Here is a 16,068-nt window from a genome sequence, read left to right as displayed (position 1 = left end):
GTGATGAACAGTTCTCTTGCGCTCAAAACGATCGAAGTGCTGAAGGACGTCATTCCGGTATCTGCGGATGCAGTAAAGAAGGGACTTCTTGAAACACGCTGGCAGGGAAGAATGGAAACTGTACTGCCGGGCGTGATCGTAGACGGTGCGCATAATGAGGATGGAGTTGCCAAGTTCGTGGAAACAGCGGCACATTTTCAGAAGGAGTATCCGCTTACACTGCTGTTTTCGGCAGTTGATGACAAGGATTATACAGATATGATCCGTACGATCCTGGACAAGATCCAGTTCAAACATGTGGTAGTTACCCAGGTGGGCGGTTACCGTAAAGTACCTGCAGAACATCTGGCAGAGATCTTCCGTGAGAATGGCTGTCCTTCCGCTGAAGTCTGTGATGACGCGGAGGAGGCATTTAAGAAAGCACTTGCGGTCAAGGGCGAAGATGGACTGCTGTTTTGCGTAGGTTCCCTGTATCTGGTAGGCGAGATCAAGACCGCTATCCTTAAGGGAATCGGAAAATAAGGAGAATTTATTATGATCGATTATGAAGAGGAACTGAAGAAATTTGAACCCTGTCTGGATGTCACAGACGCAGAGGGTGCGATCTATGACAGAGAGCTGACTGATATTCTGGATGTCCTTCAGGAAGTCTTAAGAGAGGCAAAAAGCAATCGACGCACAAGATAAGAAGCATACGAAGTACACAAAGGGAGAAATAGTGAATGAATTGTGTGAACTGTGGGGCATTTCTTACAGACATGGATCTGGACTACTGTCCGAACTGCGGATATAATGTACTGATCCAGAAAAAAGTAGATTATCTGTCCAAGAGTTTTTACAATCAGGGTCTGGAGAAGGCAAGCATCCGTGATCTTTCCGGAGCGATCGCCTGTCTGAAACAGAGTCTGATCTATGATAAGAGAAATATCAAGGCGAGGAATCTTCTTGGGCTTGTTTATTTTGAGACAGGAGAAGTGGTTTCTGCACTCAGCGAATGGGTGATTAGTAAGAGTCTTCAGCCAACGAGAAACCTTGCAACAGAATACATCAATAAACTTCAGGCGAACAGAAACCGTCTGAATGCGATCAATGAGACAATCAAGAAATATAATCACGCATTGCTTCTGTGCCGTGAAGGACATGAAGATATGGCAGCAATTCAGCTGCGCAAGATTCTTTCACAGAATCCGAAGCTTATCAAGGGATATCATCTTCTTGCATTGATCCAGATGAAAAATCATGAATGGAACAAAGCGAGAAGAACTCTTCGGAAGGCAGCGCGTATTGATAAGACGAATACGACAACGCTTCGCTTTCTGAGGGAAGTGGATGAACAGACAGGAGTTACGACCAAGCTTGAAAAGAAGGGAAAAAAGGGATTTTTCCATTCGGGCAGTTCAAAGCAGCAGGAGATGGATGTGCTGGCTCCGGATCAGGTTGTGCAGCAGCCTGTTTACAGAGAACGCTCCAGAATTTCTCTGTTTTTTGTTCTGATGACGGGAATCGTGGCTGGAGTTGGTGCTTTCTGGATGCTGGCAGTTCCGGCAATCCGTCAGGGAATTTACAAGGAAGCGAACCAGCAGATCGTCCAGTACAGTGAATCGCTTGCAAGTCAGGCGGCAGAACTTACCAAGGCGCAGAATGATGCGAAGGAAGCCACGAATTCGGCAGATGAAGTTACACAGCAGCTGACTTCTGAACAGACAAAGAGTACGAGTTATCAGGCACTTCTGCAGGCATACGCAGATTATCAGCAGAAGAATCTGGACGATGCTGCACTGGAACTGCAGAATGTACAGGCAGATGTTCTTTCAGATGCACAGAAAACAATCTATAATACGATCAGTCAGGCTGTAAGTTCCGGAAATGCCGGATCAGATGATACTTCTGGTGATGGAAGCGATGACAGCGGTGATTACGATGAATCAGATTATTATGAATAATATTATAGTGAACAGTTAGTGATAGCTGCAGGCAATGCAGGGACAAAACGCTATAAGAGGAACCTCGGAGAAGGGGATGTGTATGATGCACATCTCCTTTTTTGTATTTGTATATTGAGGATGCCTGAACGGAACAGTAAAAAAATTGCAGGGGGAATGAAAATGAATGAGCTGTTTGAATTCAAAGACGCAATCCTGACGGTACATCTTCCGCAGGATCTTGACCATCCGCAGTCGGACTGGATCCGAAAGGAGACGGACAGGATCATGAGCAGAACCTATGTCAAAAGGATTGTTTTTGATTTTGAGAATACGGAGTTTATGGACAGTTCTGGTATCGGACTGATCATGGGGCGATACCGGGCGCTGGGGATGGGGCAGAAGTGTATCATGGCAGTCAATACAGGCAGTCATATTGACAAACTGCTCCATTTATCAGGAGTCCACAGATATATGGAGATTCAGAGGGCAGAGGAAGAAGGAGAAGATTATGGAAAAAGCAAATGAAGTAACACTTGTATTTGACAGCAGGCCGGTAAATGAAGCCCTGGCAAGGATTACGGCGGCATCATTCTGTACACAGCTCAATCCGACGCTGGAGGAAGTGGCAGATCTCAAGACCGCAGTTTCTGAGGCAGTCACCAACAGCATTATCCATGCTTATGAGGGAGAAATACATAAGATAGAGATGAAACTCTGTATTACCGGTCAGGAAATCTATGTGGAGATCACAGATCATGGGAAGGGAATCCCGGACATTCAGAAGGCAATGGAACCGATGTACACCACAAAGGCAGACACAGACCGGTCCGGTATGGGATTTACCTTTATGGAGGCATTTATGGATGACCTGAAAGTAGAATCACAGGTTGGTGCAGGAACCCGGGTGCGGATGAAAAAACTCATCGGCCGGTAAAGGATAGCTTATGGAACATACTCTTGCCCTGATCGGGCGTGCACACCAGGGGGATAAAGAGGCAAGAGATACGTTATTTGAAGAGAATACAGGACTTATTTACAGCGTGGCACGGCGTTTCCTTGGGCGAGGCGTGGAGATGGAAGATCTTTTTCAGATAGGGAGCATCGGGCTTCTCAAGGCGGTGGATAAATTTGACCCGGCATTTGAGGTGAAATTTTCCACATATGCCATCCCGATGATCTTAGGAGAACTGAAACGCTTTTTCAGGGATGATGGAATGATCAAGGTGAGCCGGTCCATCAAAGAAAACCAGCACAGAGTCTATCTGGCGAGAGAAAAGATAGAGAAAGAACTGGGCAGGGAACCGAGCCTCAAAGAAATCGCAGAAATGCTCGAAATGCCGCCCGAAGAAGTCGCGATGACGATGGACTCAGCGGCAGAAGTAGAATCCCTGTACAGAACCGTCTATCAGAGCGAGGGAACAGATATCTCCCTCATAGACAAGATCCCGGAAAAAGAAAACGCCGAAGAGCATCTCCTGAACCGGATCTTCCTCGAGGAAATCCTCGGAAAACTGGAATCCTCCGACCGCAAACTTCTCTACATGCGTTACTTCCAGGACCAGACCCAGACCCAGATCGCAGAACAGCTAGGCGTTTCCCAGGTGCAGGTGTCGCGGATGGAGAAGAGGATATTGAAGAAGCTGAGGAGTTTGTATCGAGATGGATGATTACTTTATTTCTCGATGCCCGATATGCTGATTACATTAAGTCGCCAGCATCGATTTATATGTAAAAACAGAATATTATATTCTCTTTGCGCTTGGTTTCTTTGTTTCTGAGTTTATTATAAAGATTTTCAGAAGGAAAGTTAATGAGAGGAAAGACGGAATAAGTCTTATATAAAAAACGGCTGCCAGGAAATCGCCCGGCAGCCGCTTTGACTTTTATTTAGAATAACTTGCTTTCCCAAAAACAGAACCTTTCACCTTGGAAAGTGCGGTGAGGACGATCATTCCGAAGATTCCGCAGGAGATGACTTCGCCGGCACCGACGGTCAACATCATAAGCGGGATTGGAAGGTTCACACCGTATCCGTAGTAAAGAACGAAAGGTACGATAACCGTATTAGCTACGATCGGCGGCAATGGAGCAAGCCATTTGCTGGAACCGCGCAGTTTGTAAGTAAAGACTGCACCGATCAGTGTTGCGATACTTCCGAAGATGATATCTACAGGGATTGCACCGCCAAGCAGGTTGGAGAGGATACATCCTACAAATAATCCCGGAATTGCAGCAGGTGTGAAGTATGGAAGGATCGTCAGTGCCTCAGAGAAGCGAACCTGTACTTCGCCGTAGCTTAATGGGGCAAACAGCAGAGTCAGAACTACGTAGATAGCACCGATAGTGGCTGCCTGCACAAGGAACATTGTGTTTTTGCTTTTCATTATTCAGTTCTCCTTTAGTTTTGTTTTACATGTGGAAGGTCACGAACACATGATTCATTTTACGCCGGGAATCGGCGGGAAGCCCTGTAAGACCTTGGTGTATTGCATATCGGGGAAACGCCAGCGGCGCATCCGCTGATTTTGCGGGCTTCATAGCGGTAATGAGTATAGCATAACAACACAGGAAATGCAAGAAAAAAAGAATACCGCATCCCTGAAATACAATCAGAGAAGCGATATTCTTTAGAAATATCAGATACATAAAAATATCAGTTTTAAAATCAGAATTTAATTTCTTTTCCTTCCCGACGCCACTGTCTGAACTCAGCAGAAGCAGAGAGCAGAAGGTCGGAAGAAGAGTTCAGGGCTGTCTCTACGGAGTCCTGGATAACACCGATGATGAAACCAACTGCAACAACCTGCATGGAGATATCATCAGAGATACCAAACAGAGAGCATGCCATCGGGATCAGAAGAAGAGATCCACCGGCAACACCGGAAGCACCGCAGGCTGAAAGTGCAGCCAGGAGACTCAGGATGATCGCAGTCGGGATATCTACATGGATACCAAGTGTAAAGGCAGTGGCCATTGTCATAACCGTGATCGTGATCGCTGCACCATCCATATTGATCGTTGCACCGAGCGGGATAGTTACAGAGTAAGTATCTCTGTCAAGTCCCATTTCCTCGCAGACTTTCATGTTTACAGGAATGTTGGCGGCAGAACTTCTGGTGAAAAATGCAGTCAGCGCGCTTCTCTTCAGGCACTGGAAGATCAGCGGATAAGGATTCTTGCGGATGCACCAGTAAACGAGCATCGGGTTGGTAACAAAATAGATAAACAGCATACAGCCAACCAGCAGAAGAAGCAGTTTACCGTAAGTAGTAAAGATATCCAGTCCGTTTGTAGATACTGTGTTGAACACGAGACCGAAGATACCAAATGGTGCCATGTTGATGATCCAGGTAACAACTGTGGAAAGTCCGTTTGCAACATCAGCAAGAACGTTCTTGGTCATGTTGTTGGCAGCACGTAAAGCAAGTCCAATCAGGACAGCCCACATCAGGATTCCAACATAGTTTGCATTTACGAGAGAAGAAACAGGGTTTGCAACGACGTTCAGCAGAAGGTTGTTGAGGACTTCTGCGATACCCTGTGGTGCAGCAGTATCAGTAGCAGCAGTTGTCAGTGTCAGTTCAACCGGGAAGATCATGCTTGCAAATACTGCGATCACAGCGGCAAGAACGGTACTGAACATGTAAAGTATGATTACGGTTTTGATAACACCGCCGTGAGATTTTCCGGCATTGCACAGAGAACTGATAACCAGGAAAAATACAAGAAGCGGTGCGATCGCTTTGAGGGCTCCGACGAATACGTCACCCAGAATAGAGACTGCAGAAGCTCCCGGTACAGCGATTCCCAGGATGGCTCCCAGGATCAGTCCTACGAGGATTCGCTTGACCAGTGCGATCTCAGTCCATTTGGTCCAAAGTTTTTTCATTTGTTTACTCCCTTTCCTTTTACCTCTTTAATATGGTAAAACACTAATAAAGCATATTATAAACGAAAAATGCTTATAGTGCAACAAAATCATAAATTTTCGTAGACATATTTTGGAAGTTGCGGTAAGATGATACAAGGTTGCTGTGAACAGTAACGATACAGGCTGATGTCAATATCAGTAATTACAGAAAGGCAGATTTACAGATATGGAAGAGAAGATTCTTGATTTCATCATGGAGTACGCACAGGAGAACGAAAACGTTCCGTTTCAGGTTATTGAGGAAACGTTTAATATTCAGATGGATGAGAGCTTACGATCTATCATCAGTGATGCAATCTGGGACAGAGACAATGTTTCAGATGTAGTCATCGAAAATGAAGGCTATGTGATCAGTTGCTTCGAGGACTGATCGTTAAGTCAGGGAAAGTAAAGTGTTTGGCAAATACAGGGCAGAGACGGCATGGCGTTCTCTGCCCTGTGTTTTTTGCCATAAACAGTTATTTTTCGCGGTTAAGATCTTCCAGGATCGTGGTGTTGACATCATCTTCGTATTTACGCATCTGCACCTGCATAGGTGTGGGGTCAGCAGAAAACTTCAGATGACTGAAATGATTAAAGAAGAACAGGACTCCGATGGCGAGCCCAATGGAATAAGAAATCTCCAGTATGGTAAAACCGCTGGAGATTTTTCCTGTTACCTGAAAATAGATCTTTTGGAAAAGTGTGCCGACATCCACATCCGTATTAAAGGTCATGATGGAAAATGCTGCGCCAAAAAACGTGGCAAGGCAGACAAGGATCACTTTGAGCCAGCGGAAAAGCGTGCCGGGAGTGGATTCTTTTTTATAGGTAAGAATGAAGTCAGGTTCGCCGACAGGTGTGATCGTAAGTTCCGGTTCTTTTTTCTGGATCATGTCGACAAGATCCATGACAGACATGACATACCTTCCCGGCTTTTCTGAATCCAGGTTCGCAACAGGCAGGACACGGAGCCTGTTCAAAATTTTGGGATTGGTACAGGAAAGCCGTGCGATATCCTGGAGATACACATGGGGATGCTGTACCTGTATGTTCATGTCAAGCTGTAAATATAAAGTATCACTCATAAAAATCTCCTTCTGAAAGACCGCAGGTCAGTCTTTCATTTTGGGTTTGAAGATCAGGCTGGCGAGATAGGAAAAAATCAGCGCAGCAGAAACTCCAGTCGCACAGGCTGTGAATCCCCCGGTAAAAAGTCCGAGGAAACCGTCCTGGTCGATGGCTTTTTTCATACCTTTCCAGAGAACCTGCCCGAAGCCGAGAAGCGGAACAGAAGCGCCGGCACCTGCATAGTCGGCAAATGGCTGATAGATTCCGATCGCGCTCAAAAGAGCACCCGAGCAGACCAGAATGACCATGACCCGCCCGGGCATCAGCTTGGTCTTATCAAGAAGGATCTGGACCAGGGCACAGATCACACCGCCGACCCAGAATGCATTAAAATAATCCATAAAAAACTCCTTTCAGGATAATTGAATGTGTTCAAGAACGATTCCGTGGGCGATTCCCGGAACGGATTCTCCTTCATTAAAGCTTACTTTGGAGAGCATTGCCCCGGTAGGCACGAACAGGACACGTTTCCACTGGCCGGTAACGATGCGCGGCAGGATAAACGCAGCCAGCACGGAGGCGGCGCAGCCGCAGCCGCTTCCGCCGGAATGCGTATCCTGTGATTTGTTATCAAAGATCAGAAGTCCGCAGTCATGATGGATGGAACTGATGGAAAGACCCTTTTCCCGGAGCAGATCAAATAAGATCCTCTGTCCGACCACGCCGAGATCTCCGGTGATAATGGCATCGTAATCGGAAGGCTTCCGGTCAAAATCGGTCAGATGGCGGCAGATCGTATCGCAGGCAGCAGGAGCCATGCAGCCGCCCATATTCATGGAATCACGAAAACCAAAATCGACAACCGTTCCGGTAGTAAGCGCAGTGACTGCCACACAGCCGTTTTCGTGCCGGAGGGGAGAGGCATTTTCTGTGTTTTCCGGAACTGGCGGATTGTTTCCAAGGACACAGGCTCCGCTTCCCGTCACTGTCCAGGTTGCAGAGAGCGGGCGCTGGCTTCCATAGCCGAGCGGAAAACGAAATTCCTTTTCGGCAGTAGCAAAATGACTGGATGTGGCGCAGAGGATATGTGCACCGTAACCGGCTGCGACGGACATGGCTCCGAGAGAAAGGGACTCACCGATCGTGGAGCAGGCACCATACAGCCCATAAAACGGAATCCCCATATCAGCAATGCCAAAAGAAGATGCGATCGTCTGTGCAAGAAGATCCCCGGCAAATGCCATTCGGATATCAGAAGGCTTAAGACCGGCTTTTCCGATCGCAAGTACAGCAGTTTCTTTCTGGAGAGTGCTTTCTGCGTTTTCCCAGGTATCTGTCCCGAAGCGTGGATCTTCGCTCACCATATCAAAACAGTCTCTGAGCGGTCCTTCGCCTTCTTTTTTGCCGACGATCGAAGCTGCACTTTGAATATAGACCGGTTCCTGAAAAGCGAGGCTTACTTTTCCGGTCTGAGCTGCTGGTTTCATCCGATCACCTCCATAAGTTTGAGAATATAATAGACAATGCCAAGAAGCCAGGAACTTAAGATCCCGTACAGGATCACAGGACCAGCGATTGTGAAGATCTTGCAGCCGATGCCGAAGATCTGTCCTTCTGCCTGGAATTCGATCGCGGAAGAGGCAACCGAGTTTGCAAAACCGGTGATCGGAACAAGTCCCCCGGCGCCTCCGAACTTTCCAATCTTGGAATACAGATTCAATCCGGTAAGAAGTACACTCAGAAAGATCAAAATAAGCGAGCACCAGTTTCCGGCAGTCTCTCTGTCTGCGCCCATGGTCTGAGCGGTGTTTAAGATCCACTGTCCGAAAAGACAGATCAGGCCTCCTGTGACAAAGGCTTTTAGCATATTTACAGGGAGACTGTGAGAGGGGGTGATGGATTTGACATACTGCTCATATTTTTTCTGCTTTTTTATTTGCTGTTCTGAAGGCATGAAATCTCCTTTCTGTTTGACTTTTGTCTGGTTTATGCATATAATAATGAGGCTTATTGCCAGCCAAGGAAATAAAAAAGAAGTGTGCCGGTACATTTCCCGGCAGCGATCGCTATGATAATGGCAGGAAAACCTTCCGTCAGACGGATTCTTCTGGAAAAAACAGGGAAGACGTCAGCGACTTCCGCCAGCGCGAGGATCCAGCTTCCGAGGAATATCCCGGAAAAGACACCATACAGTATCAGAAACGGGACTCCAAGCGGCAGAGAGATCTCAAAGACCCAGAAAAGATTTCCGAGTACGAATCCAAGCAGGGTCATATCCTCGTAAAGCAGGATAGAATCTGCAGTATGTGTGATCCCGGCATATCTTGGAAGAATGGAAAGTCCGATCATCAGTCCGACAGCACCGCCGGCAATGATAACTCCTGAACATATTCCTGCAAAGCCAAGAAAAATCTGCTGCCACATACAAAAGAACTCCTTTTTTATTGATTTTGATGAGTAGTATGTGAAAATCTGAGAGAATCATACATTAATTCTTAAAAAAATATGAAAACCTGTACTTTTATTTGATTGGATAGTATAATTAAAAGGAATGGGAATGCACGGCATTTTCAATATTATTTATAAGGATGTTACGAGGAGGTTTTGCATGTACGACGCATATTCCCGAATGGAGATCCTGCTAGGTCAGAAGGGAGTTAACCGTCTGAGTACAGCTAAGATTGCTGTTTTCGGTCTGGGAGGTGCAGGCTCCTATACAGTGGAAGCACTGGCACGATGCGGGGTTGGCAGTCTTACACTTGTGGATCATGAGGCAATAACGGTCACAGATATCAACAGGCAGCTTTATGCGCTGCAGCCTACGATCGGCCATAAGAAAGTTCAGATAGCCAAAGAACGGGTCCATAATATAGACGAGGATATTCTGGTTCACACCTATGAAACATATTATAATGAAGACACTATGGGGTTATTCGATCTGAAAGCCTATGATTATATTGTGGATGCAATGGATACTGTTTCATCCAAGATCCTTCTGATAGAGCAGGCTCAGAAATATCAGGTTCCGGTTATCTCATGCCTGGATATGGGGAATAAGCTGAATCCGTCAAGCCTGGAGATCATGGATATCTCACGTGTTGCGGCAGATCCGGCAGTAAAGAAAATGCGTGCGGAACTTCGCAGGAAGGGAGTACGCAGGCTGAAGGTACTGTGCTCCAGAGAACATTCACGCAGAGGTTTTGAATTCAGAAGAAATAAAGAAAATATCGAGAGAAATATCCATGGAAGCATTTCTTTTGTGCCGGGGGTTGCAGGACTTATGGCAGCAGGAGAAGTAGTACGGGATATTTTGTCAGAAAAACACAAAAAATAATATGAAGATCAGGAAAATAAGCCTGAGGTTTAAAATAAATAGAAAGATAGAGGATAGCATTTGTGAATGAGCAGATCAGACAGAAATTTTGCCTGGAATTAGGAACAGAGCAGGTGCTCTTTGATGAGCCGATGAAGAAACATACAACTTTTCGTATCGGCGGTCCGGCAGATGTTTTTGTGATGCCGAGAACAATAGAAGAAGTGAGTAAGGCGCTTGAGATATGCAGACAGGAACAGCTGCCATATTTCATACTTGGAAACGGAAGCAATCTTCTGGTCAGCGACCAGGGGTACAGAGGCGTGATTATCCAGCTGGACCGCAATATGGAGGAGATCACAGTAGATGGTACAGAGATCCGTGCAGCAGCGGGAGCGCTTCTTTCTTCCATCGCTGTAGCGGCCAGAAGAGCTTCTCTTGCAGGTTTTGAGTTCGCAGGAGGGATCCCGGGTACACTTGGAGGAGCTGTTGTGATGAATGCGGGTGCATATGGCGGAGAAATGAAGGATGTACTCAAAGAAGTCACTGTGATGACAGGAGACGGCGAAATTCGTGTGATCCCGGCATCAGAGCTTGAGATGGGCTACAGAACAAGCATCATCAAAAAAGCAGGTTATCTTGTGCTCGGCGCAACGATCTCACTTAAGGAAGGTAATCTGGAAGAGATCAAAGCGCTTACCAGAGAACTCAGTGAGAAGCGTACTTCGAAACAGCCGCTTGAATTTCCAAGCGCAGGAAGTACATTCAAACGTCCGGAAGGATATTTTGCAGGCAAGCTGATCATGGACAGCGGTCTTCGCGGATATCAGATCGGAGGAGCGAGAGTATCTGACAAGCATTGTGGTTTTGTAATCAACGCAGGAGATGCAACAGCGCAGGATGTTGTGGCACTGATGGATCATGTGACAGAGGTAGTCCGTGAGAAATACGGAGTGACTCTGGAACCAGAAGTGAAATTTTTGGGGGATTTTAACTAAACTGCAAAGCAGTTGAGAAACGGGAGATAAGAGATGCGACTGGTAATTGTTACAGGAATGTCCGGCGCGGGCAAATCTACGGCGATGAAGATGCTGGAAGACGCACAGTATTTCTGTGTGGATAATCTGCCGATCCAGCTGGTGGGGAAATTTGTCTCTCTGGTGTCGGCAAACAAGGGAGAGGATGTTCAGAATGCAGCAATTGGACTGGATGTCCGCAGCGGCAGATATCTGGAGGGGCTGGAAGAAGTACTTGACCAGCTTAAAGCGGAGGGATATAAGTTCGAGATCCTTTTTCTTGATGCAGATGACCGCACACTGGTCAAACGATACAAGGAAACAAGGAGAACACATCCGCTTGCCATGACAGGGCGCGTGGATGAAGGAATACAGAAGGAGCGGGAATGTTTAAGTTTTCTCAAAGAACATGCCGACTATATCATAGATACGACACATCTTCTCACCAGAGAACTCAAAAAAGAACTGGACAAGATCTTTGTAGAAAATGGCAAATTCGACAATATGATGATCTCTGTATTGTCATTTGGATTCAAGTATGGAATCCCGGAGGATGCGGATCTTGTGTTTGATGTGCGATTCCTTCCAAATCCTTATTATGTGGATGAACTGCGGCCGCAGACAGGGATGGATGATGGCGTCTACAATTATGTGATGCAGAACCAGGTGGCACAGGATTTTGCCGACAAACTGGAAGATATGATGAAATTTCTGATTCCGAATTATGCAAAGGAAGGCAAGACCAATCTCGTGATCGCAGTCGGATGCACAGGCGGTAAGCATCGGTCTGTTACACTGGCGCGTGTCCTTTATGACCGCCTTCATGCAGAAAGGGGATATGGGATCCGCCTGGAACACAGGGACATCGGTAAGGATGCGCTTCGCAAAAAATAAGTAATATAAGAACAGGAGAGAACGGGAATTGTCTTTTTCAGGGATGGTGAAAGAAGAACTTTCCAGGCAGGTCAGCACAGCAAGACACTGCAGGATCGCAGAAATAGCTGCACTTTTGAGCGCCTGTGGCAGAATGACAGCAGACGGGATCCTGCATTTTCAGACTGAAAATTATGCTGTTGTAAGAAAGTACTTTACATTGTTGACAAAAACCTTTAATATAGATACAGCAATAGCTATTCGGGAAAGCTGTCAGATGAAAAAAGGAAAAGTATATTTTGTCGAAATTGCAGACCCGGCACAGATAGAGACTGTACTTCAGGGAACGAAACTTTCTGTAGATAAATGTAGCGGAGAAACGTTATATGCAGGCAATGGGCTCGTTATACAGCAGAGCTGCTGTAAGCGGGCTTTTATCCGCGGGGCGTTTCTGGCATCCGGTTCGATCAGTGATCCGGAGAAAGGGTATCATTTTGAAATCGTCTGTTCAGACGAGCAGAAAGCAGAGCGGCTTCGGGAACTTATCCGCAGCTTTGAGATCGATGCCAAAATTGTCATGCGCAAGAAGTCATATGTGGTCTATGTGAAAGAGGGCGCGCAGATCGTAGATATGCTGGCAGTTATGGAGGCAAATGTAGCTTTGATGAACCTTGAGAATATCAGGATCGTCAAGGAAATGCGAAATACTGTCAACAGGAAAGTAAACTGTGAAACAGCGAATATCAACAAAACGGTGAATGCAGCAGTGAAGCAGACAGAGGACATCAGATTGATTCAGGAAAAGATGGGGTTTCACAATCTGAACGAAGGTCTTGCTGAGATCGCGGAGCTGAGACTGCAGTATCCGGAAGCTACACTAAAAGAATTAGGTATGATGTTAAATCCGCAGGTTGGGAAGTCGGGGGTAAATCACCGCTTAAGAAAGCTCAGCCAGATCGCTGACGGACTGCGGGTGAACGAGGAGGAGTTATTATGATTAAAAAACCAATCACTATTCAACTGTCTACAGGACTTGAAGCACGTCCGGTTGCACAACTGGTACAGGTTGCAAGCCAGTTTAACAGTGAGATCTATGTTGAGATTGGAAGAAAGAAAGTAAATGCCAAGAGTATTATGGGAATGATGACATTAGGGCTGGACGCAGGTGAAGAGATCACACTTTCTGCAAATGGCGATGACGAAGAAGCAGCCATGACAAGCATAGAGAAGTATTTAAGCAACAATCAGTAATAAAAGAATCATAGCAGAATAATAAGAAGCATTGCCCGGAAGAAGACCAGTCCGGTGTAATGCTTTTTTATATTTCAGACATTGCCGGAAATACAAGATTATAATTGACCATAAAACAAAAACAAGGTATAATATTAAAATGTTAATGAATGTAAACCAAAAGCGAGGGAGATACCAATGTCTAAATTTTTGAAGTTTATTGTACATTTCGTAATTATATGTACGATCGCCCTGATACTCGGTATGGCACTGCCGCCATTTTTCGGAGTTACAACGGTGATTGTAGACAGCACAGATAAGGCCACTAATCTGCCGATGGGATCCATAACGTATGCGATACCGGTAAAGACAGAAGAGGTAACAGCAGGGACTCCGATTCTGGTAAAGAAGGATTCCATGACATACCGTTATAATCTTGTAAATGTAAACAGAGAGAATAACACAGGTACAGTGATTGATTCAAGTGCGTCTGCACAGAGCAATATCACAGTTTCTGTCAAGAACTGGGTGCAGAAGGTTGTAGTTACAATTCCTTTCGTGGGATATATCCTGACTGCGACAGAGAGCACAGAAGGACTGATCATTCTTGGTCTGGTAGTCCTTTTCCTCATCATTCTCTATGTTGTGGCAGAACTTCTCAAGAAAGAACCGGAAGACGAGTACGAAGATCTTGGCGGAGAACGCAGACATGTTAAGACTGCCAAGGAACTTCGTATGGAAGAAAAAGCCCGTGCGAAACGTATGGACGAAGAGGACAGAGAACTTCTTTATGGCGAGAAAGCCCGCCGTAAGCAGGCCAAGAAAGAAGAAAAGAAACGCAAAAAGATCCGCACAGGCGGATTTGTAGATGAAATCTATGAGGATGACCTGGAGGAAGAACCGACACAGAAACCACAGCGCCCGGTAAGAAATGTCCAGGTGGCAACAAGCGAGGCGCATGAACTTCTGAAGAAGGAAATTGCTGCTGCTACCGCAGAGGATTCCGATAATGACCAGAATGTATATGAGACCACAGGGAACTATACAGAGGATCTCCCGGAGATCCAGGAGCCTGAGGAAGAACCGGAAGAAGAGAAACCAGTAGAGATCAGGAAAATGGCGATCCCGAGTTACTCTGCTTCCCAGCTCGCTGACAAAGCAAGAAAGGCCGGCGATGCTCCGGATATCGTAAGAGATTCCATTACCAAGGTCACTTTGTTTGACTATTCCGATATCATCGGTGGTGATGAGGAATCCGAAGAATAACTGAATAATATCCCATTATATATAGGAAGAAAAATGTTAAATGAGATGCAGTGAGGGGATACAGAATCCTTTCACTGCATTTTGCACTATAATAAAAAGAAAGTACCATAAATTATTGTACACAAATTTCTTCAAAAAAATAAAAAAAAGACTTGCATAATTCGGAATCATCGTATATACTAATATCTGCTGTGACATGATAGCTATGAAGCGCGAGGTTGCTGCCAGTTACCGGCAGGTTTTCCGTGGAGCGAATGTCAAGTTAGGAAACTGACGACAAGTCACTGTACAAGTTCAGAAACCATCATCGGGATGGACGTGTGGATAAATGTCGCATGACACACACGGAGATGTGTACAGTCGCCGCTTGTCGTACTGCATAATTGAGTACGAATAGGAGGAGACTTTTTTTATGGCAAATCAGGTAATGAGAATCACTTTAAAAGCTTACGATCATCAGTTAGTAGATGCATCCGCAGCAAAAATCATCGATACTGTTAAAAAGAATGGAGCAACTGTTAGCGGACCGGTTCCGCTTCCGACAAAGAAGGAAGTTGTTACAATCTTAAGAGCTGTTCACAAATACAAAGATTCCAGAGAGCAGTTCGAGCAGAGAACTCATAAGAGACTCATCGATATCATGACACCAACCCAGAAAACAGTAGATGCACTTTCCAGACTGGAAATGCCTGCAGGTGTTCATATCGATATCAAGATGAAAACCAAATAATTTAACTCGTTTTTAAATGTCCATCGGGCATTTCAAAAAACTATATGATTGCCTTTATGGTAATCCGCTATAAGGAGGAAGAAAGAAATGAAGAAAGCTATTTTAGCTACTAAAGTCGGAATGACTCAGATCTTCAATGAAGACGGACAGTTAATTCCGGTAACCGTTTTACAGGCTGGTCCATGCGTTGTAACTCAGGTTAAGACAGAGGAAAACGACGGATACGCATCAGTTCAGGTAGGATACGGCGACATCAGAGAAAAACTGGTGAACAAACCGGAAAAAGGTCACTTCGACAAAGCTGGAGTTGCTGTTAAGAGATTCGTTAAAGAATTCAGATTCGAAAACGCTGCTGAATATACAGTAGGACAGGAAATCAAAGCTGACATCTTTGCAGCAGGAGATCACATCGATGCTACTGCAATCTCCAAAGGTAAAGGCTTCCAGGGAGCTATCAAGAGACATGGACAGTCCAGAGGACCTATGGCTCACGGTTCCAAATATCATCGTCATGCAGGTTCCAACGGTGCTTGCTCTGATCCGAGCAAAGTATTCAAAGGAAAACACATGCCAGGACATATGGGAAATGTACAGGTAACTGTTCAGAACCTTGAAATCGTTCGTGTAGATACAGAAAACAACTTACTGTTAGTGAAAGGTGCTGTTCCAGGACCTAAGAAATCCATGGTTACCATCAAAGAGACAGTAAAGTCTTTATAATTGAGAAAGGAGGA

Annotated in this window: 22 protein-coding genes; 15 read left to right on the top strand and 7 right to left on the bottom strand. The window is 45.6% G+C overall.

Annotation, left to right across the window (positions count from 1 at the left end):
- From WMO75_RS08375 to WMO75_RS08350, 6 genes are all read left to right on the top strand, one after another.
- On the top strand, positions 1-522 hold a 522-nt coding region (locus WMO75_RS08375), incomplete at its 5' end, for a glutamate ligase domain-containing protein (protein WP_349077907.1).
- A gap of 12 nt (positions 523-534) precedes the next feature.
- Positions 535-687: a hypothetical protein gene (locus WMO75_RS08370; RefSeq protein WP_022214159.1), complete on the top strand. Its 153-nt coding sequence runs from the start codon at positions 535-537 to the stop codon at positions 685-687.
- Positions 688-722: 35 nt separating this feature from the next.
- Positions 723-1,943, top strand: coding sequence for a hypothetical protein (locus WMO75_RS08365; RefSeq protein WP_118252544.1), 1,221 nt, complete (start codon positions 723-725; stop codon positions 1,941-1,943).
- Positions 1,944-2,105: 162 nt separating this feature from the next.
- Entirely contained in the window at positions 2,106-2,450 is a 345-nt protein-coding gene (locus WMO75_RS08360) for an anti-sigma factor antagonist (RefSeq protein WP_022214157.1), read from the top strand.
- On the top strand, positions 2,434-2,859 hold the full coding sequence (gene spoIIAB, locus WMO75_RS08355; RefSeq protein ID WP_022214156.1) for an anti-sigma F factor: 426 nt from the start codon (positions 2,434-2,436) through the stop codon (positions 2,857-2,859). The genes WMO75_RS08360 and spoIIAB overlap by 17 nt, the downstream gene beginning before the upstream one ends.
- 10 nt (positions 2,860-2,869) lie before the next feature.
- Positions 2,870-3,592, top strand: a complete 723-nt coding sequence (locus tag WMO75_RS08350) for a SigF/SigG family RNA polymerase sporulation sigma factor (RefSeq protein ID WP_022214155.1) — start codon at positions 2,870-2,872, stop codon at positions 3,590-3,592.
- 216 nt (positions 3,593-3,808) lie between these two features.
- Here the strand turns inward: WMO75_RS08350 and WMO75_RS08345 are convergent, their stop codons facing one another.
- On the bottom strand, positions 3,809-4,309 hold the full coding sequence (locus WMO75_RS08345; protein ID WP_022214154.1) for a QueT transporter family protein: 501 nt from the start codon (positions 4,307-4,309) through the stop codon (positions 3,809-3,811).
- Between the two features lie 281 nt (positions 4,310-4,590).
- Positions 4,591-5,814 (bottom strand): serine/threonine transporter SstT, encoded by a 1,224-nt coding sequence (gene sstT, locus WMO75_RS08340; RefSeq protein ID WP_118698067.1) that lies wholly within the window; start codon positions 5,812-5,814, stop codon positions 4,591-4,593.
- 208 nt (positions 5,815-6,022) lie between these two features.
- Between sstT and WMO75_RS08335 the strand changes: the two genes are divergently transcribed.
- The gene (locus WMO75_RS08335) at positions 6,023-6,226 is read left to right on the top strand and encodes a hypothetical protein (RefSeq protein ID WP_022214152.1); all 204 of its coding nucleotides are present in this window, start codon (positions 6,023-6,025) and stop codon (positions 6,224-6,226) included.
- Positions 6,227-6,314: 88 nt separating this feature from the next.
- On the opposite strand, the gene WMO75_RS08330 is transcribed toward WMO75_RS08335, so the two are convergent.
- The 5 genes from WMO75_RS08330 to WMO75_RS08310 are packed head-to-tail and all read right to left on the bottom strand — an operon-like array spanning position 6,315 to position 9,330.
- Positions 6,315-6,923, bottom strand: coding sequence for a stage V sporulation protein AA (locus WMO75_RS08330; RefSeq protein ID WP_118252542.1), 609 nt, complete (start codon positions 6,921-6,923; stop codon positions 6,315-6,317).
- A gap of 27 nt (positions 6,924-6,950) precedes the next feature.
- Positions 6,951-7,307: a stage V sporulation protein AE gene (spoVAE, locus tag WMO75_RS08325; RefSeq protein WP_022214150.1), complete on the bottom strand. Its 357-nt coding sequence runs from the start codon at positions 7,305-7,307 to the stop codon at positions 6,951-6,953.
- Positions 7,308-7,319: 12 nt separating this feature from the next.
- Positions 7,320-8,393: a stage V sporulation protein AD gene (locus tag WMO75_RS08320; RefSeq protein WP_118698068.1), complete on the bottom strand. Its 1,074-nt coding sequence runs from the start codon at positions 8,391-8,393 to the stop codon at positions 7,320-7,322.
- On the bottom strand, positions 8,390-8,860 hold the full coding sequence (locus WMO75_RS08315; protein ID WP_118698069.1) for a SpoVA/SpoVAEb family sporulation membrane protein: 471 nt from the start codon (positions 8,858-8,860) through the stop codon (positions 8,390-8,392). The genes WMO75_RS08320 and WMO75_RS08315 overlap by 4 nt, the downstream gene beginning before the upstream one ends.
- Positions 8,861-8,913: 53 nt before the next feature.
- On the bottom strand, positions 8,914-9,330 hold the full coding sequence (locus WMO75_RS08310) for a stage V sporulation protein AB (RefSeq protein WP_118698070.1): 417 nt from the start codon (positions 9,328-9,330) through the stop codon (positions 8,914-8,916).
- Positions 9,331-9,514: 184 nt separating this feature from the next.
- Here WMO75_RS08310 and WMO75_RS08305 point away from each other — a divergent pair, with 184 nt between their 5' ends.
- The 8 genes from WMO75_RS08305 (at position 9,515) to rplC (ending at position 16,054) form a co-directional block, all read left to right on the top strand.
- Positions 9,515-10,240, top strand: a complete 726-nt coding sequence (locus WMO75_RS08305) for a tRNA threonylcarbamoyladenosine dehydratase (protein WP_118698071.1) — start codon at positions 9,515-9,517, stop codon at positions 10,238-10,240.
- 62 nt (positions 10,241-10,302) lie between these two features.
- The gene (gene murB / locus WMO75_RS08300) at positions 10,303-11,217 is read left to right on the top strand and encodes a UDP-N-acetylmuramate dehydrogenase (RefSeq protein WP_417192327.1); all 915 of its coding nucleotides are present in this window, start codon (positions 10,303-10,305) and stop codon (positions 11,215-11,217) included.
- Positions 11,218-11,250: 33 nt separating this feature from the next.
- A complete protein-coding gene (rapZ, locus tag WMO75_RS08295; RefSeq protein ID WP_022214144.1) occupies positions 11,251-12,129 on the top strand; it encodes an RNase adapter RapZ in 879 nt (292 codons plus the stop codon).
- A gap of 28 nt (positions 12,130-12,157) precedes the next feature.
- Positions 12,158-13,105 (top strand): DNA-binding protein WhiA, encoded by a 948-nt coding sequence (whiA, locus tag WMO75_RS08290; RefSeq protein WP_118698073.1) that lies wholly within the window; start codon positions 12,158-12,160, stop codon positions 13,103-13,105.
- Positions 13,102-13,359 (top strand): HPr family phosphocarrier protein, encoded by a 258-nt coding sequence (locus WMO75_RS08285; RefSeq protein WP_022214142.1) that lies wholly within the window; start codon positions 13,102-13,104, stop codon positions 13,357-13,359. Before whiA ends, WMO75_RS08285 begins: the two co-directional genes overlap by 4 nt.
- Positions 13,360-13,536: 177 nt before the next feature.
- Entirely contained in the window at positions 13,537-14,604 is a 1,068-nt protein-coding gene (locus WMO75_RS08280) for a hypothetical protein (protein ID WP_118698074.1), read from the top strand.
- A 412-nt stretch (positions 14,605-15,016) separates the two neighbouring features.
- The gene (gene rpsJ / locus WMO75_RS08275) at positions 15,017-15,334 is read left to right on the top strand and encodes a 30S ribosomal protein S10 (RefSeq protein ID WP_118252541.1); all 318 of its coding nucleotides are present in this window, start codon (positions 15,017-15,019) and stop codon (positions 15,332-15,334) included.
- Positions 15,335-15,421: 87 nt separating this feature from the next.
- Complete coding sequence (gene rplC, locus WMO75_RS08270) at positions 15,422-16,054, top strand: 50S ribosomal protein L3 (protein WP_118252540.1); 633 nt, start codon at positions 15,422-15,424, stop codon at positions 16,052-16,054.
- The last annotated feature ends 14 nt before the right edge of the window (positions 16,055-16,068 follow it).

This window comes from Blautia intestinihominis, assembly GCF_040096655.1.
Lineage (GTDB): Bacteria > Bacillota > Clostridia > Lachnospirales > Lachnospiraceae > Blautia_A > Blautia_A intestinihominis.
This window is presented reverse-complemented; position numbering and strand designations above follow the sequence as displayed.